This is a genomic window from Streptococcus infantis (assembly GCF_047463175.1).
Taxonomy (GTDB): domain Bacteria; phylum Bacillota; class Bacilli; order Lactobacillales; family Streptococcaceae; genus Streptococcus; species Streptococcus infantis_AC.
In genome coordinates, this window is the sequence record NZ_JASHEJ010000002.1 from 124,758 (window position 1) to 147,436 (window position 22,679).

Sequence of the window (22,679 nt, forward strand, 5' to 3'; positions counted from 1 at the left end):
ACCTGGACCTTTCAAAAAATCAGGTAACCCTAAGGGTTACCTGATTTTTATATACCTTAAACATTTTGCCAATTTTCTTGGTCTTCTTTAAAGCGTTTGAGGAGAGCAAGTCCTTCTGGTGTGATGTAACCTTCTTCTTGGGCTAGGTGAATGAGCTCACTGTAGTTTGAAAGAGTCACTAGTTTGACACCAGCATCCGCAAAGTTTTTATCAGCTTTTGGTAATTGATAGCTAAAAATTGCTACGACACCAAGCACATCTGCTCCTTCACGTTTAGCAGCTTCTACAGCTTCAAGAACCGAACCACCAGTTGAAATGAGGTCTTCCACAACGACCATTTTTTGTCCTTGAGCTACACGGCCTTCGATTTGGTTTCCAGCTCCGTGGTCTTTTGGTTTGCTGCGGATATAGGCAAAGGGTAGATTCATCTTATCAGCTATAATGGCACCATGAGGAATACCTGCAGTCGCTGTTCCTGCAATCACTTCTACCTCTGGGAATTCTGACTTGATGGCTTCCACAAAACCATTCTCAATCAAGGTACGTGTCTCTGGGTAGGCAAGTGTTACACGGTTGTCCGTATAAATTGGTGACTTGATTCCTGATGCCCAAGTGAAGGGCTCTTCTGGTTTGAGGTAAACGGCTTTAATTTTCAATAGATGGCTAGCAATGTCTTTAGCAAGTGTCATGGGATTCTCCTTTGTATTTTTACTTTATTCTTATTTCCAGTCTTGTGTCCATTCATCCTTGATAGCATGATAAGCTGCTACTGGATCAGTGGCTTGAGTGATTGGGCGTCCGACAACGATATAGTCACTACCAATATGATAAGCATCTATTGGTGTCATGACTCGTTTTTGATCTCCTACTGCAGCGCCTGATGGACGAATGCCGGGTGTCAGGCAAATAAAGTCTGGACTGGTAGCTTCTTTGATGAGCTTCACTTCCTGAGCTGAACAAACCACACCATCTAAACCTGCTTCCGCAGTTTTCTTGGCATAGTGAATAACCGATTCTTGAAGACTGGTTTGAATATTTTGAAACTCTCTCATTTGCTCCTCAGAGGTTGAAGTTAACTGAGTGACTGCAATCAATTTGGCTTCTTTCCCAAGGCCTTCACGCGCAGCCTTCATCATCTCTACACCACCTGCTGCATGAACATTGGTCATATCAACGCCCAGATGAGACAAGACCTTCATGGCTGATTTGACTGTATTTGGAATATCATGGAGTTTAAGATCCAGAAAGACACTATGTCCCAAACCTTTCAGATAAGATACAATCTCAGGTCCTGTAGCATAATAGAGTTCCATACCTACCTTTAGATAGAGGCTCTCTCCTGCTGGAAAAAGAGCTAAAAATTGCTTGACTGCCTCAAAGCTTGGAAAATCAAGAGCAATAACTGGACGATCTTCGCGCATACTTTTCTCCTTTTACCTTTGTAAGCTAGAGAGCATGAAAAAAGGAACCTGCCTACAGCAAGGTTCCACGAAAAATGGGTAGTCTCCACCCTTTCACCGTCTAACCTTAGCTGCCTCTCTGGACTGCTTTAAAGGTTTTTTACTATTCTATTATTTAAAGCGGTACTTGTCAAGTAAAAACAAGTAACTGAACGAATCATTTGAAACTTAGCGACTCTGTGTTGTTTGAGTCGTCTGTGTTGTTTGATCTTGATTTCCTTGCTCAGCTTGTTTTTTCTTCTCTTCTTCCTGCTTCTTCTTTTCCTCTTCTTTGGCTTTGACTCTTTCGTCATCCAGAGCCTTATCCACTAGACTATAGCTATAGATACCAACCTCCATGTCAATACCACTAGGAACTGTCAACTGTGGTTTTATCTTACTATAGTATGGTAATTTCTTCCCTAGTTCTGATAATGGCACCAAAATCTCGTCTGTGTCATACATGGTAATCTTTAGAAGGTCACTTGTTACCTTGCTTGGTGCAAGTTCAATCTTCTCAATCTCTTGCTTAATTTCTGGACTAACTTCATTTAGCTGAGAAATTAGGGTTTTAATCTGTTCCTCATCGTTAAATAAAACAGATATGTATTTCTCAGGTAAGTTGTCAGAACTAACGGCAGTTGATTCAATACTTCCACTAGATAAGATTGGATAATAGTTATCTCCTGAAACTGAATAGGCTACAATTTCAAATTCTTTAACTTCAATGGTGAAGTGAACTGGGAATTGATAAACTATCTTAGCTGATTCAATCCAGTGATTTGATTTAACCATTTCCGCATGCTTATCTTTATTTAAGAGCAAGCTGATTGTATAGTCACTGTCACGAATGCCAGACGCTTCTATAACTTGGTCCGCACTTGTCTGAACAGTACCCGTAACCTCAATATGTTTCATTGTAGCTAGAGGGCTTAGAAGATAAATAGACAAGAATAAGATTATAAAACCTGGGACGAGGATTGTAACTGCTCGCCAGATATGTATAGAAGGAATGGCTGGTTTTGGAGGTTTACTCTTAGTTTTTACCTGTTTCTGTTTCTTAACCTTTTCGTCAGCTTTTTCTTTTTCTACTTGATCCTGACTCTTAGAGTCCTCTTGAGGAGTTTCCTCCGAATCTTTTTCTTCATTTGAAGTCTCATCGCTTGTATCCGAATCCTTCTCTTCAGATTTTTCGGATTCTTCGTCCACTTCTTCAGAACTCGTAGAGTTTTCTTCCGTTCTTTTGCTCAAATACTCGTGGTGTTGTTTTTGCCATTCTGACACTTCTTGAGCACTTTCAGAAGACTCTGATACTTGTTCTTCTTTTTCACGAGCTTCTTCTTCGGCACGTTTCGCCTCTTCTTCAGCTTTTTTTTGAAGATATTCTTGATTTCGTTTTTGCCACTCTGACAATTCCTTGCCTTGAGTGTCCTGATTCTTTTTATCCTTTGACATCAATTTTCCTTATGATAAATCTTTTTTTAGTAACTCATAAAAATCTGCCACAGATTTTAATTCCTGAGAATTCTTCATCGTATTTTGATAGATCTCTTTGTTGGTCAAAAGTTGATTTACTTTTTCTTCCAAAGTAGACAAGGTCAAGTCACTCTCTTGCAACTCCTCAGCATAGCCTTTCTTCACAAAATAGGCTGCATTTTCAATCTGATCTCCACGGCTAGCTTCACGACCCAGTGGTACAATGACGTGCAATTTAGCCATAGCAAGGAGTTCAAAAATCGTATTGGCACCACCACGAGTGATGACCACATCAGCCATATTCATGAGTGGTTGATAGAGTTCCGTCGCATAATCAACACGGTAGAGGTTTGAACTTAGTTCATTTAAACTAGCATCACCTGTCAGGTTAATGATATTATAGCGACTAATCAGCTCTTCCTTGTGGTCTGTGACTAATTGGTTAAAGACACGCGCCCCAGCAGAGCCTCCAACAAATAGAAGAGTTGGTAACTTGTCGTTGAAAGAAGTTCGGATATCCACCATTTCTTCCGGTTCTTCCATAACTGGACCAGAAACCTTGGTCACAGCTCCTACATGTTCTACCTTAGTGAGACTAGACGCTTGCTCGAAAGTAGAGTACATCTTAGTCGCAAACTTATAGGCAATTTTATTGGCCAATCCCATAGAGAGATCAGACTCGTGGATGAAGACTGGAACTCTGCATACTCGCGCTGCGATAACAGGCGGAACAGATACAAATCCACCCTTAGAAAAGAGGGCTTGTGGACGAACTCGAAGCATGATAAAGAGCGATTGAAGAATTCCAAAAGCAACCTTAAAGACGTCAACCATATTTTGCCATGAGAAATAACGACGTAATTTCCCTGTTGCAATCGAATGGAAGGTAACATCTAAACCTGACTTGAGAATTTCATGATGCTCAATCCCATTTTTATCACCAATATAGTGGACTTCCCAGCCATCTTCGATGAACTTAGGCATTAACAAAAGGTTGAGGGTAACGTGTCCAACCGTTCCCCCACCAGTAAATACTATTTTTTTCATATTATCCCTTTAACTCCGCTACAGTGTCGATGAAAAGATCTCCACGTACTTCAAAGTTAGCATACATATCCCAGCTCGCATTGGCAGGACTGAGGAGAACAACATCTCCTTCTTCCGCAATTTCATAAGCCTTTCGAGTTGCGTCTGCAATATCAGTCGCGTCGACATAAGGCACACCAGCCTTATCCGCTGCACGTTTGACACGTTCTGCAGATTGACCGAGGATAACCATTTTCTTAAGTCCAGTAATATTAGGAACCAATTCGTCAAACTCATTGCCACGGTCCAACCCACCAGCAATCAAGATAACCTTGCTATTATCAAATCCTGACAAGGCTTTTTGAGTTGCCAAGATATTGGTTGACTTACTATCGTTATAAAATTTAACGCCATTGATTTGGTCTACAAACTGGAGACGGTGTTTGACACCACCAAAGGCTGACAAGGTTTCCTTGATGATTTCATTGTCCACACCACGAAGTTTAGCTACAGCAATGGTTGCAAGAGCATTTTCCACATTGTGGCTACCTGGAACACCGATTTCATCAGCTGCCATGACTTTTTCACCACGGAAGTAAAGAAGACCATCTTCAAGATAAGCACCGTCAACCTTTTCAAGTGTTGAGAATGGTATTACAGTCGCATTTGTCTTTGTCGCAAGTTCTTTAGCTAATTCCTGGTTGAAGTTCAATACTAGGTAATCAGCTGCTGTCATATTGCTTTGGATATTCCACTTGGCTGCCACATAGTCTTCAAAAGAACCGTGATAGTCAATATGTGTTGGCATCAGGTTGGTGATAACAGCAATTTCAGGATGGAATTCCTGGATTCCCATTAATTGGAAAGAAGAAAGTTCCATGACAAGGGTGTCCTTATCTGTCGCAGTTTGAGCAACCTGACTAGCAGGATAACCGATGTTACCTGATAAGAGCCCATTTTGTCCTGCAGCAGTCAGAACTTCACCAATCATGGTTGTGGTCGTTGTCTTACCATTTGAACCAGTAATACCGACGATTGGTGCATCAGAAATCAAGTAGGCCAACTCAACCTCTGTCAAGACTGGAATGCCTTTTTCTAAAGCTTTTTCAATCATAGGATTGCTATAAGGAATACCAGGGTTTTTCACCATGAGAGCAAAATCTTCATCCAATAATTCCAAGGGATGACCACCAGTTACAACCTTGATGCCCTCTTCCAAGAGACTTTGCGCAGCTGGATTTTCCTCAAAGGGCTTACCATCATTCACCGTTACGATGGCTCCTAGCTTGTCCAAGAGACGTGCCGCAGACTCACCTGATTTAGCTAAACCTAGGACTAATACTTTCTTATTTTCAAATTGATCAATTCGTTTCATATCTAGAACTCCATTTCTACCCTTACTATTTTACCATTTTTATGAAAATAAAAAAGCCACAAAGGGCTTTCTTATTTGTTTTTTGTGTAAAAAACTATTCTACCGACTTGAGGGCTTCTAACATATCCACCTTTCGGAGATAATGATTGACAAAAACTCCTAGGATGGTCAAAATGACACTGACAGCTAGAACTGGAATGAGATAAACTTCCCATCCGACCTTTGGTTGAAAACGGAAGGTACCGGGTGCGATCATCTGAATGAGGAATTGATGGAGATAAAAGCCTGATACCAATCCTACAATCATTCCAATTAGTGACAATATGATAGTTTCCCGATAGATGTAAAGGGTCACTTCTTTGTTATGAAAACCAAGAACCTTGATGGTTGAGAGTTCCCGAATCCGTTCAGCAACATTGATATTGGTCAAATTATAGAGAATCACAATAGCTAGTAGCACCGATACCAGCACCAAAATCGCCATGGTATGATTCAGAGAATTAGCAAAACTTTCAAAGAGCTGAATGGTGGAAGCGTTTTGAACGAGGCCACTGACAGCTACCTGGTCCATAAATTCTCCTGCGACTCTTTCAGTATTCCCTTCACTTTTATCCTTAAGTTGGACCAGATAGGTGTTCATCTTGGGAGCTTGACCATATATCTCCTCATAGGTCGCCTGATTCATATAAACAAAGTGACCTACATAGTGCTCAGTAATAGCACCTACTTTAAAGGTTTTCCCATCTATTGTAAAGTTGTCACCAACAGAAACTCCAGCCAACTGAGCTAATTTATCTGTTAGGATGACTCCACCTGATAAGCTCAGTTTTTCTCCATTTTTTTCTAAATGGACAAAAGGTTCCAGGTCATCCTTATCCGTTACCATGATGGTCACTGTCTGAACTCCAGCCTTGCCTGTATACTTTTCCTCAACCTGTTTGAAAGAAATTAAACGATAGTTTTCAACTTCATCACTCTGCAATTTTTCTTCTAGTTTGGCCTTATCAGAATCTGAAGCTCGAGAATTGACAGAGAGAATCATCTGATATTGTTGCAGATCCTTAAACTGCCTATCAGCAACTCCTACCACAGAGGATTGAATACCAAGTCCTGCAAAGAGGAGGGCTACTGAACCTGCAACCCCAAAAATGGTCATCAGCATGCGTTGTTTGTAACGGAAAATATTGCGGGCAGTTACCTTTTGGGTAAAGCTCAAATGGGACCAGATAAAGGTTATCCGCTCCAAGATAATCTTTGATCCCTTGGCTGGTGGCTTGGGTAGTAATAATTGTGCTGCTTCTTCATGCAATTCTCTGCGAGATACAAGGTAGGCAGGTAAAACGCTAGCTATTAAACTTAGTCCCAGAGCTAAACAACTATAGGTCCAGTAGAAATGCTGCTGACTCTCACCAACGATCATTCGTTCAGTGATGATATGCGAAATTGTGGGTGCTAAGACATAATGACCAATCAGAATTCCTAGAAGGGTGCCAAGAGTACCAGCAACCAGACCATAAATTACAAACTTAGCAATGATATCCTTGCTATGGTAGCCTAAAGCCTTAAAGATACCAGCATTGGTCCTTTCCTCGTCTACAAATCGTGTCATGGTGGTAAAGGTAACCATGGCTGCGACGGCATAGAGAACAACTGGAAAAATATTCCCTACGGCACGAATACTCATGGCTGAGTTACTATACATGAGATAACCTTGACCAGTAGGAGAGCTTTTTCGATTGTAAACATGATAGGTTGGCTCTGTCAGAGCATTGACTTCATCCTGACTGGTCTGCCATTTATCCTTTTCGATCGCCAGATTCGTTTCAGCTTGGCTTAGCTTTTCCTTTTCTTGCTTTAGTTGTTCTTTTGCTTCTTCTAACTGACTAGATGCTTGACTTTTTTGTGGTTCTGGAAGTTGGCTTAACTGTACTTCTTGACCTTGAAGCCGACTCTCGGTTTCTTGTAAGCGTTTCTTTCCAGCTGTCAAGTTGGTCTCTGCCTGGTCCAGTTGCTTCTTTCCTTCATCAAGTGATTTTTGAGCGTCTTTCTTCATTTTCTCAAGTCGAGCTTGACCATTATCAGCAACTAGCTCCTTGAGTGTTACCTCTTCTTCCTCGAGTTTCTTTTCGTAATCGGTGTAAAAAGGGTTAACATCTGTTAGACTAGTAAAACGTAGGCGGACAATCGTGTAAACAGAGCTCTTAAAGTTACCTTTTGTTACAACTCCATAGGCTGATAAGTTCCCATTACCACTGGCTGAACTCCCCATATCCGTCTTTGAAAAAATATCTGGAGAGTGGATAAAGCCTGTAATGGTATAACTTTCCCGCTTCAACTGAGAATTGCTAGCATTCTTTTGGCTCAGATGAATAACTTGACCAATCTGATAGCGATCTTTCAAAAAGTCCGCCAAGGCCAATTCATCCTCTTGCTCAGGCAAGCGCCCTTGGGTCAACTGAAATTTTGAAATCTTCTCTGTATTGGAAAATATCCTTATAGCATCTTGGCTACCTTCTAGAGTTAAATCTGTCATATAACCAAATTCAATATCTGCTCCTGATATAGTTTGCAATTCTGTCTGATCTGCCTGATCTAGACCGTAATCTGCTATAACAATAGTATCTGCCGCATTGGTATTTTTCAGAAAAGTCCAAGCTGTTCGCTCCATATTGGGACTGGCCACTTTGAGACCGACTAGGGCCAAAGAACCTAACATCATCAAAGTTAGAATGGATAGAAATCGCCCTTTTGAACCTGTGAAAGACTGGAGCAGGTCTTTCCAATATATCTTCCTTTTCATATCAGTACTCCAAATCATCAATATCCTGTGGTTGAGGATTGATAACAACGCTCTTGACACTGGCATCATGCATCTGAATCACCCGATCAGCTATAGGAGCAAGGGAAGCATTATGGGTCACGATGATAACGGTGGCTCCTTTTTTACGTGACATATCTTGAAGAATCTTTAGAACCTGCTTACCAGTCTGGTAGTCCAAAGCTCCCGTAGGTTCATCACAGAGGAGAATTTTAGGATTTTTAGCCACAGCTCGAGCAATGGAGACTCGTTGTTGCTCACCACCTGACAACTGGGCTGGAAAGTTATTAAGACGGTGACCTAAGCCTACATCCTTGAGAACCTGCTCAGAATCCAAGGCATCGGTAACAATTTCTGAAGCTAGCTCAACATTTTCCTTAGCAGTCAAGTTAGAAACCAAATTGTAAAACTGAAAGACAAAGCCAACGTCATCTCTGCGATAGTTGGTTCTCTGATGGGAAGTGAAATCCGAGATATTGATTCCGTCAATCCAAACTTGTCCTTCATCATTGGTATCCATTCCACCTAGAATATTTAAAACGGTTGACTTTCCTGCTCCAGACGAACCAAGGATAATGACTAGTTCTCCCTTTTCAATCTCGAAACTCACATCTCGATTGGCTATGATTTCTGTATCTCCAGTATGATACCTCTTATAGCTATGTTTCATTTCAATATAGGACATCTTATCTTCTCCTTCCCTACCCCTTATTTCACCCTTATTATAACTCTTTTGCGGTGAGAATTAAAGCAAATATAAGATAGAAAAGAGAGGACACTTTGGTCCTCTCTGCTTCAGTTTTTCTCATTACTTCCACGTGTGTGCTCAACAGAAGTGGAGACGGTATTCACCTAGAATATCTCCGTTTTCAGCCTTAACGACAACACGAACTGGATCCCCTTCACGAACGCTTGGAATCACTGTTGCAATACCATTATCTGATACACTTGCCGTTACAGTTGGTGCTTGGTCTTCTTTAGCTTCTAGATAATAGTCAGTCAAGCCAGGGTTAAAGTTTGGCAAATCTTTTCCATCTACTTGGATTTGAGCTTGAGCTTTCTTAGCTGCAGCTACTTGTTTAGAGAAGATTTGAATTTCTGTAATGGAAGTACCCCATTTACCATCTGGTCTAACCATACGGATACGAACCGCATAGGTATTGACTTTATCAAAGCTAAAGTGAGTCATTTCTCCAGCTCTTACTTGACCTGGAGCTTTAAGATTTGTCACTTGTTTCCAGTTATTGTCATCGTTAAAGACGTGGTCTTCACTGGCTACAAAGCTTGGATTTTTAGGAACTGTTGGAACATCTTTTCCTACATAGTATTCGATGACATAAGACTTAGGTGCACCAACACCGTGGTCTTCGTGGAAGGCAACATTGAGATTGTCAACCGAACGTTTAGACAGGATACCAGAATCACCAAAGAGGATTCCCACTGATGCTTCACTTGTACGGTTCCAGTTTGTCCAACGGTTAGCTGGTTGATCATTAAATGAGATTAGTTTGTCATTGACATTGGCTACCGAGTCACTTGGATTTGAGTCTGATGCAAAGGCAAGTGGTAACTCTGAACCTGTCCACTGATCAGAAATATTTGCACCAGTTTCAGTTTGAGTAGATACACGAACATGAAGTTTCGTTGGTAACTGAGTCCCTTCGACATGCCCTGTAACGGTAAAGCTACCTTCAGTTGCATATTGGCTTGGGTCAATAGCATCCCAAGTCACTTTAGCTGAAGATACTTGGCCGTTTGAGTGGTAAGTACGAACACTTTCTGGTAATTGAGGAGCTTCTGAAACTGGAGTTGTTGTAGTCACTTCTTCGACTGCAATGATACCTTCTACAGAAACTTTAGCATGAGCTTCGTTTTCAATTCCTTCTACTTTACCTAGAACATCAAAGCTATGGTATTTAGCAAGGTCTTCCTTAGCAACTGCTTGCCAAGTTACCTTGTGAACTTTTGGAAATCCTTTGTCATACTCTACTGTTACTGTATCAGGTAGACTTGGTTCTTGGTTCAAACCTGTCACGACACTTACTGGACGAATGGCCTGGACAACTTTATTTTCAGTATTTGCTTGGATGTTCAAGTCAATCTGACCTTCAGCTCCTTCAAATTGAGCTTTCAAAGTTACTTGACCAGGTTTATGCAATTCAAGCATACCTTTACGAACAGCTACGTCTCCTTCACCTGATGTTGAGAAGGTTACCTTGTCAGCTTTTAATACGGCCTGAGTTCCATCTTGATAATGAGCCAAGACTTTGATGCCAACTGTTTGGTCTTCTTTCAGTGCGTCAGCATTTTCAACTTCTAGGCTTAAACGTTCAATCTGAGGAGCTTCTTGTAAGAATTGGATAGCATAAGTCTGAAGTGCTCCACCATCATTTGGTTGAACATAAATACTAGCACGCATACCATTTGCTTCGTTAGCTTGAATAACAGTAACTTGCGCATTTTCAGCTAAAGCTTTGACTTCAGGCAAAGTAGCTCCATAAGCAAGTTTATGGTATAGAACTGGTTGATCAGTTGAAAGACCTTCTACAGGCTGGTCTGCAACAGTTACAGTCGGTACTACTGGTGAAGCCGCTTGACCTTCGGCAACTACGAATGTAGCAGCGATTTCATCATCTCCTGAAATTCCTTTAGCTTGGATACGAGAGCCTGGGATAGCTAATTTAGCTTGATCTTGTGCTGCAACTTCCCACTTATCAACGTCATAGCTTCCTACAGTACCATCTGACAATACATAGGTAACAGATGGGTCAACCGTATTTAGATCTGTACTTGGTGCAATTCTCTTAACTACAGGTAATTCTGTTTCGAGGGCCAAGACTTCAACACGCGCTTCTACATCACGACCATTTGCCACACCTTTAACAGTAAAGATACCAGGTTCGTTGACATTAACTGCTGACCATTCTACTGGAAGTTTTTCACGGCTACCATCACTATAAATAAATGCTACTTTTGAAGGCATTTTCACTTCTTGACCGATTACTGTACGAACTTTAGGAACCTCTGTACCTAAAACAGTTTTTTCCTCTTGGTCTTTCTTACCTGTGAAGATAGTTGTTTGACCAGATTTCAAGAAATCAGAGTGGGCAGTCAAGGTGAATTTACCTGCTTGCTCAGTTGATTTAACAATCACAACACCCTTACCATTAAAGGCTTTGCGAATCCATGAACCATCTGCTTGTTCTTTGTAACGTTCACGGCTGGCTTGTTCCCCGTTATCCACACCAACAATCTGACCTTGTCCATGCAACTGGAAGCGAACAAGATTATTGGCAGTAGGAACTACGTTACCTTTACTGTCAACAATTTCGTAATAGATATAAGTGAGGTCTTTTCCGTCAGCTGCGATAGCATGTTCTTCTTTGACCAAACGAACCCCTGCAGGTTCTCCAGCAGTCACAATCTTATCACGAGCAATGATGTTACCAGCTTCGTCACGAGCTACTGCTTCTAAAGTACCAGCTTCAAAAGCAACCTTCCATTCAAGGTAAAGTTCATTAGCGTTGGCACCTTCTTGGTAAGTACGTCCATCACTTGTTTGTTTTTTAGTAAATGTCTTCTTGCCTAGAGTATTACCGTTCAAGAATAGTTCTACACTTGCCGCATTAGAATAGGCACGGACTGGAATATTACCATCTGCATCCGCTACATTCTCTTTTAGGGTAGGATTTTCCCAGTTCCAGTGAGGAAGCAAGTGAACCATTGGTTTCTTCTCAGCAGAAACCCATTGGCTTTGGTACAAGTAGTAGTCATTCTTTGGAATACCAGCTGTATCTACGATACCAAAGTAAGAACTCTTAACTGGAGTTTGGTTTTGGTTGTGCCATGGAGTAGGTTCACCGATATAGTCCGTACCTGTCCAGATGAACTGACCTGCATAACCCGCATTATCACGGTCAAAAGTCCAAGATGCTGTAGCTGTTTTACCCCAACCAACACGGTCATTACCGTAGTCTGATTGCTCGTAATGACGGTAAGCCTGATTGCTGTGGACCAATTCACATTCTGGACGGAAATAACTTCCACGTGTACGAGTAGCTGAAGAAGTTTCAGAACCGTAAATCAACCAGTTTGGATGTTTCGCACGAAGTTTCTTGTAGTTGTCTTCTGAGTAGTTAAAACCAACGGCATCAAGTTCATTGGCAATCTTTTCATGGTCACCACTACCATCACCAAAACGGAACTTATCTGCTCCCATAGTGACATAGCGTGTCTTATCAACAGCCTTAATAACTTGAACCAAGCGTTTAACTGTTGCTAAAGAACGAGGTTTTCCGTCTGCTTCACCGATTTCATTACCGATAGACCACATAACGATAGCAGGGTTGTTCTTTCCTCGTTCAACCATGGTACGAAGGTCAAAATCAGACCATTTTTCACCTTTTTTAGCGTCTGGGTGAGTAGCATCTTTATCAAAGAAGCGACCATAGTCATACTGTTTCTTACCACCATACCAAGTATCGAAAGCTTCTTCTTGGACCAACAAACCAAGCTCAGCAGCGATTTGTAAAGTTTGCTCACTAGCTGGGTTGTGGGTTGTACGGATAGAGTTCACACCCATATCCTTCATTTGTTTCAGACGACGGTATTCTGCCTTATAGTTTTCTTCAGCTCCAAGAGCTCCATGGTCATGGTGAAGAGAAACCCCATGGAATTTAATGCGTTCACCATTCAAAGAGAAGCCTTCATTTGGTGTCCAGTTGTAGTAACGGTAACCAAACAAGTCCTTCTTAGCATCGACCAATTGACCATCACGATAGACACGAGTCACTAATTCGTAAAGGGCAGGCTTGTCGCTATTAACTGTCCAAAGTTTTGGTTTATCAACTTGTAAAATAGCATTCAAGCTGGCTGATTGATGAGCTTTCAATACTTGACTAGCGGTACGAACTAGATCCGTTACAGCTTGACCATTACGTTCAATGATTTGATACTCAGCAAGAATTTCATGATCTTTATCATCAGTATTGACAATCTTACTGGTTACATGGGTATCTACCTTGCCATTCTGCTGTTTTTCAAGATCTGGTGTTAAGATAGTTGTTCCATTTTTCTCAGTATGAACCTTATCTGTGACTTGAAGGGTAACATCACGGTAAATCCCGCTTCCTGAGTACCAACGGCTACTTGGTTGTTTGTTGATTGCATGCACTGCTACGACATTCTCGCGACCGTCTTTATGGAGATAGTCAGTGATGTCATATGAGAATTGGTTGTAACCATTTGGATAGTGACCAACTAGCTGTCCATTTACATAAACCTGAGAATCCATGTAAACCCCATCAAATGTGATACGAACATTCTTATTGAGGTCTTCTTCATCGAGTTTAAAGGTCTTACGATACCAAGCATCACCACCATTGAGTTGCCCACCTTCGTTTTGGGCAGGTGAGTTATGGTCAAAGTCATTGTAGATACTCCAGTCATGAGGGAGGTCTAATTTCTTCCAGCTTGATACATCTGCATCCGGCTTGACCGCATCTTTAGCATTGGCATTGAGCTTGAAATGCCAGTTTTGGTTGAATTCTCTTACTCGATTATCAATCAATATGTTCTCCTATCCTTGCTCTTTATTTTCATGAGTCATCATCTTTATTCATATTTTATACAATTACAATAGATACATCAATAGTTTCCCGAAAAAAGCATACTTCAGACTATGATTACTAAAATTAGTAGAAAATATTGGATATAAAAAACTGTATTGAGGCATTATGTAGAATTACTAAATCATATAAAAAATAAAAGGTCGCTCCTTTATAGAAACAACCTTCTAAATTATTTTTCACTGATATGGCATAATACCCCAATGAACCATGCTAGTCTATCATATAAACTACAAATCCATCTGGCAAGATGACTTGCTGACCATCTTCAAACTGGCAATGACTCGCTAGATTAACTGAATCTCTGTCTAAAGCATATTTCTCAGAAGACTGATTAAAAATGGCTTGCACTTCTTTTCCTTGGTAGTTCCACTTCAAGGATAGGACATCTGGTTTCAATTCTTCCAAGCGATAATTTCCATGCTGAATAATGCTTGCAACTTCCTTACGAACCTTGATTAATTTCTTCATAAAATTCAGCATGTCATTGTCCTCAGAAACACGGTCCCAAGGCATGACACGACGGCAGTCAGGGTCTGGTCCACCAATTAATGCTAGCTCTGTTCCGTAATAGATACAAGGAGTCCCTTTTTGAAGATAGAGGAAAGTTAGGGCAGCCTTGACATGCTGGAGATTTCCTTTGGCAGTTGTAAGGATACGCTCTGTATCGTGAGAATCCAGAAGGTTAAACATTACCTCTGAGATTTGTTGCTTGTAGTACATAGACTGGCGATTGATTTCTGAAATAAATTGCTCCGTCTTTTTACGCTGACGCAAGAAATAATCCTTGATACTTTCAGAGAGTGGGTAGTTCATGACCGCATGGAACTCATCCCCTTGTAGCCAAGGCTGAGACGTATGCCAGATTTCACCTAAAATATACAAATCAGGCTTTTTAGCTAGAACTGCCTTTCTAAAATCTTTCCAGAACTGATGGTCAATTTCATTGGCAACGTCCAAGCGCCAAGCATCGATATCAAAATTTTCAACCCAATAAGTTGCAACACTTAAAATAAATTTTTTAACTTCAGGATTTGCCGTATTTAACTTAGGCATATAGCTAGCAAAGGCAAAGGTATGATAAGGGAGTTGTCTTGGATTCTGAAGTTTATCCTCAGTAACTGGGAATTCTTGGATATGGAACCAATCTTTATAAGGTGACTTTTCGCCGTTCTTTAGAACATCCTGCCATTGGACTGACTGGTTGCCAATATGATTAAATACTGCATCTAGCATAATCTTGATACCACGTTTGTGGGCTTCCTCGACTAGATTACGAAAGACTTCCTTGTCTCCAAAGTGACGGTCAATTTCAAAATAATCCGTCGTATCATACTTGTGATTTGTCGTTGCTTCAAAAATCGGACATAGGTAAAGTCCAGTGATTCCCAAATCTTTAAGATAGTCTAAATGGTCAATAATCCCTTGTAAATCTCCACCAAAAAAATCATCCATGTTAGGTGCAATGGCAGCATCCCACTCTCGAGCTCCATCTGGAGTCAAATTAGGATTTCCATTAGCAAATCGTTCTGGGAAAATCTGATACCAAACGGTATTTGAAACCCAGTTAGGAACTTGGCAACCGTCAATTTTGTGAATATAAGGAAGCTTCAAGCCATTCCCTTCAGCATCCAAGTTTTCTTGAGTATGTTCTACACACCCCTTATCACCGTAAAAAACACCCTGACCTTCCTCATCAAGGATCTCAAAGAGATACTGAATGCGAGCGAAATCAACCGATACCGTAACTTGCCAATAGTCAAATAGGGCATCTGAGGTTACTTTGGTCATTTCTTTCTTAGCTTCATACTTATCCTCAATGAAAATAAAGGGATCTCCATAGTGTAAGATAACCTTCTGGACATCATTTTTCTTCGTTCTAATTCGGATATGTAGCTGACCTTCTTTGTAAAGATAAGCATATTCTGATTCTGGTCTATGATAAATGGCTGTTAATTCCATCATTTGTCTCCTAAAATTAATAAAACGCAAACGTTTTCATAATTGCTAGTTCTAGTATACTATTTTAGCTGTTTATTTGCAATTTTTATACTAGTTTTACGATAGGTATATTGATGGACAAGGGTAAAATTGAGTAGACTCTTTTTGAGCTTTAAAAAGAGAGTTTCCATGAACTGGAAAACTCTCTATCATTACGAATCAGATGATTAGAATAAATGCTATTTAATATCTTTAATCTTCTAAAATGAAAATTTCTTCAACATGTAGTTGTAGCAATCTTGCAATTTTCATTGCTAGTTCAAGTGTAGGATTGTACTTGTCATTCTCGATAGCAATAATGGTTTGTCGACTAACTCCTAATATTTTTGCCATATCTTCCTGACGTAGTCCTTCAGACTTTCTTAGCTGTTTGATATTATTTTTCATACAGCATTAGTATTTCTGAAAACAATAAATGCCAATTGCCAAAACTACGATAAGGATAACAACCATCAAAATCACTCCTTGAACAAGTTTATTTGGTTCTTTAAAATCCTCATCACCGTCAATCATTTTCTGTTTTATGGCAGTTTGTGCAAATCCTTGAACACAAATAGATAAACATAAAATCAGACATGGTAACATTTCAAGTTTAATGCCTTTTGTAATAGATTGATAAATATTAAATACTGTCCATCCACATAAGCCAAATAGAGCCATTTTATAACCCCATTCCTCAGAACGTAGCTGAATCGCTCTGTCCATTTCATCCATTTTTCTCATAGTCCTGTTTCTCCAATCCGTCAAAATAATGTCAAGAGCTCTTTACATTTCTTATTATACTCTAAATCGATAAAATGTCAAGATATTTTAACATTTTTAATTTTTTTATTTTCTTCATCTATTCTAAGAATATTACTAACTCAGTCTCACATCCTAGTCAATCTGACAAAGGGCAAGTTCTTTTAATCCTATTTTATCTTGATTTCATAAGCTTCGGCTATAGATATACTTTCAGTTATGTTAGACTCGAAGTTTATCCTCTCTTTTCTGCTTTCTTATCTCTATTTATACCTTAAATGGGCTTAATCGTTATAAACTGCCTGTTTATCATGAGATATTTGTCTACAAATTGACAACAGAAAAAATAAAAAGCCATTCCTCAAGGGAACAGCTTTCTCACTTATAATTAAAAGTTTCTCCTGCCAACTTATCTGCTAACTTAGGAAAGAGGGTATAGAATTTATGAGCTAAATTTAGCAAGACTGGGAGATTGAGCTCGCGTTTGTTTTTTCCTATGGTCTTAACAATTTTTTTAGCTACTGCATCTGGCTCGAGTAGGAAGCGGTCGACCGATTTGAGGTAGGTCCCATCTGAGTCTGCCTGGTCAAAAAATCCTGTACGGATAGGTCCTGGATTAACAGTCGTCACATAGATACCATAGGGCATGAGCTCAAGGCGAAGAGCATTTGAAAAACCGATAGCCGCAAACTTGGTCGCAGAGTATAGACTAGACTTAGCAGTCGCAATCAATCCTGCCATGCTGACGATATTGATGATATGACCTTTTCGAATCTCCTTCATACGAGCTGCAAGCAAACGTGATAGATTCATGAGAGCAAAGGTGTTAACATCAAACATTTGATGAATGTCTTGATCAGAAATCTTGTCAAAATCTTCAAAAATCCCATATCCAGCGTTGTTAATCAAGACATCAATCTTGCCATAACGCTGATAGAGTTCAGCAACTAGTTCTTCTAAGGCTTGAGCATCGGTAATATCAATCTCAACCAATTCAGCCTGAGGATGATTTCCGTATAGTTGAGATAATTTATCCTTATTTCTACCGAGTAAAATGAGTTGATCATCTGGCAAGAGTTTGACCATTTCTTGGGCTAGACCCCCGCTAGCACCTGTAATGAGAATAGTAGACATACTTTTCCTTTCTCAATCTTCTAGATTTCCACTTCTTCCAAGTCTTTGACCACATGGACGTTTTCAAAAATCGTTGCAGCATCTTTCTTAAGCTGGCTGATATCTTTTGAAAGAAAACGGGCGCTGATATGGTTGAGCAAGAGTCGTTTGGCTACCGCTTCTGTTGCCACCTGCGCAGCCTGCATATTGGTTGAGTGGCCATGATTACGGGCAATTTTTTCATCACCTTTACCATAAGTGGACTCATGGACAAGGACATCTGCATTGACAGCCAGACGCACGCTGGCATTGGTTTTTCGAGTATCCCCTAAAATTGTAATAATCTTACCAGGGCGTGGGGCTGAGATATAGTCTGCTGCCTTAATCTCGGTGCCGTCTTCTAGGACTACATCCTGCCCGTTTTTGATTTTACCAAAAAGCGGTCCAAATGGTACGCCGGCAGCCTTTAATTTTTCAGCATCCAGAGTGCCTTCTAGGTCCTTTTGCATAACACGGTAGCCCACACAGAAAATAGTGTGATCCAACTCTTCCGCATAAACTGTAAATTTATCGGTTTCAAGAATTTTCCCTAGAGAATCTTGGTTGAACTCATGGAAATGAATCTTATAGGGCAAGCGTGAACCTGACACTCGTAGACTGGTCAAGACAAAAGATTTGATGCCTTGGGGACCATAGATTTCCAAATCTGTCTGCTCTTCATTTGCTTGAAAGGCACGACTAGAGAGAAAACCAGGCAAACCAAAGATATGATCTCCATGCAAGTGTGTGATAAAGATTTTGCTGACCTTGCGTGGTCGAATCGTAGTTTCCAGAATGCGATTTTGCGTTCCTTCTCCACAGTCAAAGAGCCAGACTTCGTTAATCTCGTCCAAGAGTTTCAGGGCGAGACTTGAAACGTTGCGGGCTTTAGAGGGCTGACCAGCCCCCGTTCCTAAAAATTGAATATCCATTCGATACTTTCTAATTAATCAATATATAACATAGCAGTGCGGTTTTCCGAGCGATAATAAAACTTGCCAGAAAAAGCTCTAGCTTCTTGTAGTAAATCCTCTTGGCTGTAGCCTTTAAGTCGCTGTCTTCCATCTGCTAAATTTTCCAGATCTGTCAAGGCTGTGAGATTTTCCAGGCTGACTACTTCCTCTTCACCAATCGCCTTCATGTAAATCTTACCAGACTCCACAAAAACTAGCTGATGGGGAAAAATTTGCGCAATCTCAAAGAGTAATTCATCCGTAATTGCTTCCTCATTCTCTGAGAAAATGCGACCAAGTCCTTCTTTCTCGTAGCAAAATCCAAAGGATTTACCAGATAGATTGAGGCGAATAAAGGGCTTGCTTTCTTCCGTGAAACTTGGTTCAACATTATAGAGGTTCAGTTCTTGGCTGACTTCTGCAAAATAATCGGTCGCAGCTTGAGGACTTTTTTTCTGGTAGAGCTCGGCAAAGTAGGCATTCACTACGCTGGGTGGAGGTGTAATGAGAGCTAGTTGCTCCTCTTCAGACCTACCAGCTAAAAGTTGGTCCAAATATACCTTGTCTAGACTTGTATAGCCACCATATTTGAGAGCTAACGTTTTGATATCAGTCATAAAATTCTTCTAATCTCCATTTATTTTTCTCAGAAATGTAACCTGTAATGACTTCGCCGTCATCTTGGTAATCACGTTCTTCCAGAACCGCTACACTTTCCAAATCATGAATCTTGTAGGACTTAGAAAAAGGCACGCGTAGGGTAAATGATTCAAAAATTTCCTTGATTTTATCTAGCAGTAAAGCCTGCAACTGTTCGCGACTATCTTTAGACTTTGCTGAAATCAGAGCATATGGCGTTTGAGTAGGCGTAAAGTTCTCCACCAAATCCGCTTTATTATAAAGGGTCAAGCGAGGAATATCCTCCATGTCCAAGTCTTTCATAATGGACAGAACTGTTTTTTCATGTTCCTCATGGTAAGGATTGCTGGCATCGATGACATGGACCAGGAGATCTACATGCTTGCTTTCTTCTAGGGTTGATTTAAAACTCGACACCAACTCTGTCGGTAGGTCTTGAATAAATCCAACGGTATCTGTCAAGGTTACCTGTAGATTCCCCCTCAGGTGGATGCTTTTAGTTGTTGCATCTAGAGTTGCAAAAAGCTCATCCGCTTCATACTGGGTCTTGCTGGTCAAAGCATTCATAATAGTTGACTTACCAGCATTGGTGTAACCAATCAAACCAATCTTAAAGGTGCTTGACTCCAAACGTTTTTCTCGAACTGTTGCCCGATTTTTCTCAACCACCTTGAGTTGACGTTCGATATCTGTAATCTGGTTGCGAACACTACGACGGTTCAGTTCCAACTGGCTTTCACCAGGTCCACGGGAACCAATTCCCCCTGCCTGACGGCTAAGCATAATCCCTTGGCCAACCAAACGAGGCAAGAGATACTTGAGCTGCGCAAGATGAACTTGGAGCTTCCCTTCATGGCTTCGAGCTCTCATAGCAAAGATATCTAAAATCAACTGCATACGGTCAATGACCTTGACAACTAAGACTTCCTCGAGGTTAACATTTTGCCGTGGTGTCAGACGGTTATTGACGATGACAGTCGTGATTTCTTCTGCGTCCACCATTTGAGCAATTTCTTCCAACTTACCAGAACCGACAAAGGTCTTAGAGTCGTATTTTTCACGCTTCTGTCTGTAGCTATCGACTACAACCGCACCCGCCGTCTTAGCCAGACTAGCCAGCTCTTCCATGGAGAGGTCAAAATTATCCATGCTCTGGAGTTCAACACCAATGAGCAGGACTCGCTCCTCTTTTTTCTCCGTTTCAATCATCTAAAAACTCCTCAATCTGGCTTAAAATACGGTCTTTTACACCAGATTCTCCTATCTGATAAAAGGTCACCTGCATGCGATTGCGGAACCAGGTCAACTGGCGCTTGGCAAATCGACGAGTCGCTTGCTTGAGACTATCGCTAGCCTCCTCCAAACTCTGCTCTCCTCGAAAATAGGGGAAGAGTTCCTTGTAACCTATCCCTTTAGCAGCCTGCACATCTGGATAATGGTCAAACAACCACTTGGCTTCGTCTAGAAGTCCAGCTTCAAACATCAGGTCCACTCTGTGATTGATACGCTCATAAAGCTGACTACGCTCATCATCCAAGCAAATAATCAGCGGATCATATAAACTTTCTTGATTTTCCAAATCTTGACCAAAATGAGCAATCTCCAAGGCACGCATAGCACGACGACGATTAAACTGAGGAATTTCAAGACCTGCTTGCTCTACCAGATGAACTAACTCCTCATCCGAAACAGGTTCTAAGTTAGCTCGGTAAGCTAATATCTCCTCATGAGGTGTCTCCCCACCTAGATGATATCCCTCTAGTAGACTCTGAATATAAAGTCCTGTCCCACCAGCGATAATAGCAAGTTTACCGCGATTTTGAATATCCTCGATGGCTGCCTTTGCTTCTGAAACAAAATCAAAAGCCGAGTAAGACTCGGTTACATCTCTCACATCAATCAAATGATGAGGGACAGTTGCCTGCTCCTCCGGACTTGCCTTGGCTGTTCCAATATCTAGTCCTCGGTATACTTGTTGGCTATCCCCACTGACTACTTCACCATTGAATCGCTGAGCAACTTCAATGGCTAGGGCAGTCTTTCCAACTGCAGTTGGACCAACAATCACAATTATTTTGCTTTTCATCGTTTTTCCTTGAAAAATTCCCATTTTTTCGTTACTATTATTATATCACAAAATAGACAGGCAGAAAAATGCTATATCTTAAGCTATTTCCGTCTGATTTATAAATAAAAGGAGGAAGACTCATGGCTAAAGGATTTGCTAAAGGTCTCGTAACAGGTGTTGCAGGAACTGTTGCTGCTGTTGCAGGTGCAGTATACGCATTCAAAAAGAAAGTGATTGAACCAGAAGAACAAAAAGCAGCTTTCATCGAAGAAAACCGTAAAAAAGCAGCTCGCCGTCGCGTATCACGCTAAGCAACAAAAGAAGTTGGAATTTCCAACTTCTTTTTTTCTATTCTTTTATACTTGAAAATCAAAGAGCAAACTAGGAAGCTAGCCGCAGGTTGCTCAAAGCACTGCTTTGAGGTTGTAGATATGACTGACGAAGTCAGTTACATATATCTACGGTAAGGCGACGCTGATGTGGTTTGAAGAGATTTTCGAAGAGTATTAAATAGCTAGGTCAAACTTCAACTGCGGTTTCACTGGATCATAGTCAACCAACTCAAAATCTTCTGCTTTAATATCAAAGAAGTTGGTCTTGTCTGGTACATTCAAGACCAAACGTGGTTGGCAATTTGAAGGTTCACGACGGAGCAATTCCTGAGCTTGTTCAAATTGATTATCATAGATATGAAGGTTATTGATAAAGTAGAAGAATTTTCCAACCTTCCAACCAAAGTGTTTGGCAATCATCATTTGAAGAGCCACATACTGCATGGCATTGATGTGATGAGCTACAAGCATATCATTAGAACGCTGGGTCAAGGTTGCATCCAGATAGATGTCCCCATCTACACGACGGACATCAAACATGGTCTGAAAGGCACATGGAAGAAGGCCGTCTGTTTCCTCAAAAGCTTGGTAATCCCAGAGAGAGATGATATTGCGACGGTTCCAAGGATTAGCTTCTAACTGTTTGAGAATCTTGTTAATGATGTCATGCTTCTTAACAATAGCCCCGTAACGCTCACCGATTGTCCCTGTATCTCCAACTTCCCAGTCATTCCAGTAGTGAACATTGTACTTGTCATTGAGAACTTCTAGGCTATTTGTCTGGTCTTGATAAATCCAAAGAACTTCCTTGATAGCTGATTTGATAGCAATTGGACGTAGGGTTGTGATGGGAAATTCACCCTTGGACAAATCATACTCCGCAAAAGCACCTGTGATGTACTTGGAGTTAGCCACTGTTCCATCCTTATACTTGGGACGAGCTTGTTCTGAAAAGACTCCTTCATTGAGAATTCGCTCAATATTTTCTTTAAAAATCTTATCTGCTTTTGTCATTTACTCTCTCCTCAACGT

General features: G+C 40.8%; 17 protein-coding genes and 1 pseudogene. 1 reads left to right on the forward strand and 17 read right to left on the reverse strand.

The features are described from left to right. Positions 1-56 precede the first annotated feature (56 nt). From pyrE to miaA, 16 genes and pseudogenes are all read right to left on the reverse strand, one after another. A complete protein-coding gene (pyrE, locus tag QM859_RS04455; protein WP_414262259.1) occupies positions 57-689 on the reverse strand; it encodes an orotate phosphoribosyltransferase in 633 nt (210 codons plus the stop codon). Positions 690-719: 30 nt separating this feature from the next. Next, positions 720-1,421 (reverse strand): orotidine-5'-phosphate decarboxylase, encoded by a 702-nt coding sequence (pyrF, locus tag QM859_RS04460; protein ID WP_414262260.1) that lies wholly within the window; start codon positions 1,419-1,421, stop codon positions 720-722. A 207-nt stretch (positions 1,422-1,628) separates the two neighbouring features. Beyond that, the gene (locus QM859_RS04465; protein WP_414262261.1) at positions 1,629-2,894 is read right to left on the reverse strand and encodes a cell division protein FtsQ/DivIB; all 1,266 of its coding nucleotides are present in this window, start codon (positions 2,892-2,894) and stop codon (positions 1,629-1,631) included. Positions 2,895-2,903: 9 nt separating this feature from the next. Continuing rightward, entirely contained in the window at positions 2,904-3,962 is a 1,059-nt protein-coding gene (locus tag QM859_RS04470) for a UDP-N-acetylglucosamine--N-acetylmuramyl-(pentapeptide) pyrophosphoryl-undecaprenol N-acetylglucosamine transferase (protein ID WP_414262262.1), read from the reverse strand. A 1-nt stretch (position 3,963) separates the two neighbouring features. After that, on the reverse strand, positions 3,964-5,316 hold the full coding sequence (gene murD / locus QM859_RS04475; RefSeq protein WP_414262263.1) for a UDP-N-acetylmuramoyl-L-alanine--D-glutamate ligase: 1,353 nt from the start codon (positions 5,314-5,316) through the stop codon (positions 3,964-3,966). 94 nt (positions 5,317-5,410) lie between these two features. Beyond that, complete coding sequence (locus QM859_RS04480) at positions 5,411-8,116, reverse strand: FtsX-like permease family protein (protein ID WP_414262264.1); 2,706 nt, start codon at positions 8,114-8,116, stop codon at positions 5,411-5,413. A gap of 1 nt (position 8,117) precedes the next feature. Then, on the reverse strand, positions 8,118-8,819 hold the full coding sequence (locus QM859_RS04485) for an ABC transporter ATP-binding protein (protein ID WP_414262265.1): 702 nt from the start codon (positions 8,817-8,819) through the stop codon (positions 8,118-8,120). Between the two features lie 147 nt (positions 8,820-8,966). Then, positions 8,967-13,685 (reverse strand): annotated as a pseudogene (locus QM859_RS04490) (Ig-like domain-containing protein); the annotation flags it as partial. Between the two features lie 289 nt (positions 13,686-13,974). Further along, positions 13,975-15,723, reverse strand: a complete 1,749-nt coding sequence (locus QM859_RS04495; protein ID WP_414262466.1) for a glycoside hydrolase family 13 protein — start codon at positions 15,721-15,723, stop codon at positions 13,975-13,977. A gap of 231 nt (positions 15,724-15,954) precedes the next feature. Beyond that, on the reverse strand, positions 15,955-16,149 hold the full coding sequence (locus tag QM859_RS04500) for a helix-turn-helix transcriptional regulator (protein WP_033584559.1): 195 nt from the start codon (positions 16,147-16,149) through the stop codon (positions 15,955-15,957). Between the two features lie 6 nt (positions 16,150-16,155). Then, positions 16,156-16,485: a hypothetical protein gene (locus tag QM859_RS04505; protein WP_045614114.1), complete on the reverse strand. Its 330-nt coding sequence runs from the start codon at positions 16,483-16,485 to the stop codon at positions 16,156-16,158. Positions 16,486-16,881: 396 nt separating this feature from the next. Then, the gene (locus QM859_RS04510; protein ID WP_414262266.1) at positions 16,882-17,637 is read right to left on the reverse strand and encodes an SDR family NAD(P)-dependent oxidoreductase; all 756 of its coding nucleotides are present in this window, start codon (positions 17,635-17,637) and stop codon (positions 16,882-16,884) included. Positions 17,638-17,657: 20 nt separating this feature from the next. Then, positions 17,658-18,587 (reverse strand): ribonuclease Z, encoded by a 930-nt coding sequence (gene rnz, locus QM859_RS04515; protein WP_414262267.1) that lies wholly within the window; start codon positions 18,585-18,587, stop codon positions 17,658-17,660. Positions 18,588-18,601: 14 nt separating this feature from the next. Beyond that, positions 18,602-19,225, reverse strand: a complete 624-nt coding sequence (locus tag QM859_RS04520) for a cystathionine beta-lyase (RefSeq protein ID WP_414262268.1) — start codon at positions 19,223-19,225, stop codon at positions 18,602-18,604. Next, a complete protein-coding gene (hflX, locus tag QM859_RS04525) occupies positions 19,218-20,456 on the reverse strand; it encodes a GTPase HflX (RefSeq protein WP_414262269.1) in 1,239 nt (412 codons plus the stop codon). Before hflX ends, QM859_RS04520 begins: the two co-directional genes overlap by 8 nt. Continuing rightward, positions 20,449-21,333, reverse strand: coding sequence for a tRNA (adenosine(37)-N6)-dimethylallyltransferase MiaA (gene miaA / locus QM859_RS04530; RefSeq protein WP_414262270.1), 885 nt, complete (start codon positions 21,331-21,333; stop codon positions 20,449-20,451). The genes hflX and miaA overlap by 8 nt, the downstream gene beginning before the upstream one ends. A 122-nt stretch (positions 21,334-21,455) precedes the next feature. Between miaA and QM859_RS04535 the strand changes: the two genes are divergently transcribed. Next, a complete protein-coding gene (locus QM859_RS04535; protein WP_001051780.1) occupies positions 21,456-21,626 on the forward strand; it encodes a DUF3042 family protein in 171 nt (56 codons plus the stop codon). Positions 21,627-21,821: 195 nt separating this feature from the next. On the opposite strand, the gene QM859_RS04540 is transcribed toward QM859_RS04535, so the two are convergent. After that, positions 21,822-22,661 (reverse strand): thymidylate synthase, encoded by an 840-nt coding sequence (locus QM859_RS04540; protein ID WP_281137895.1) that lies wholly within the window; start codon positions 22,659-22,661, stop codon positions 21,822-21,824. Positions 22,662-22,679 lie beyond the last annotated feature (18 nt).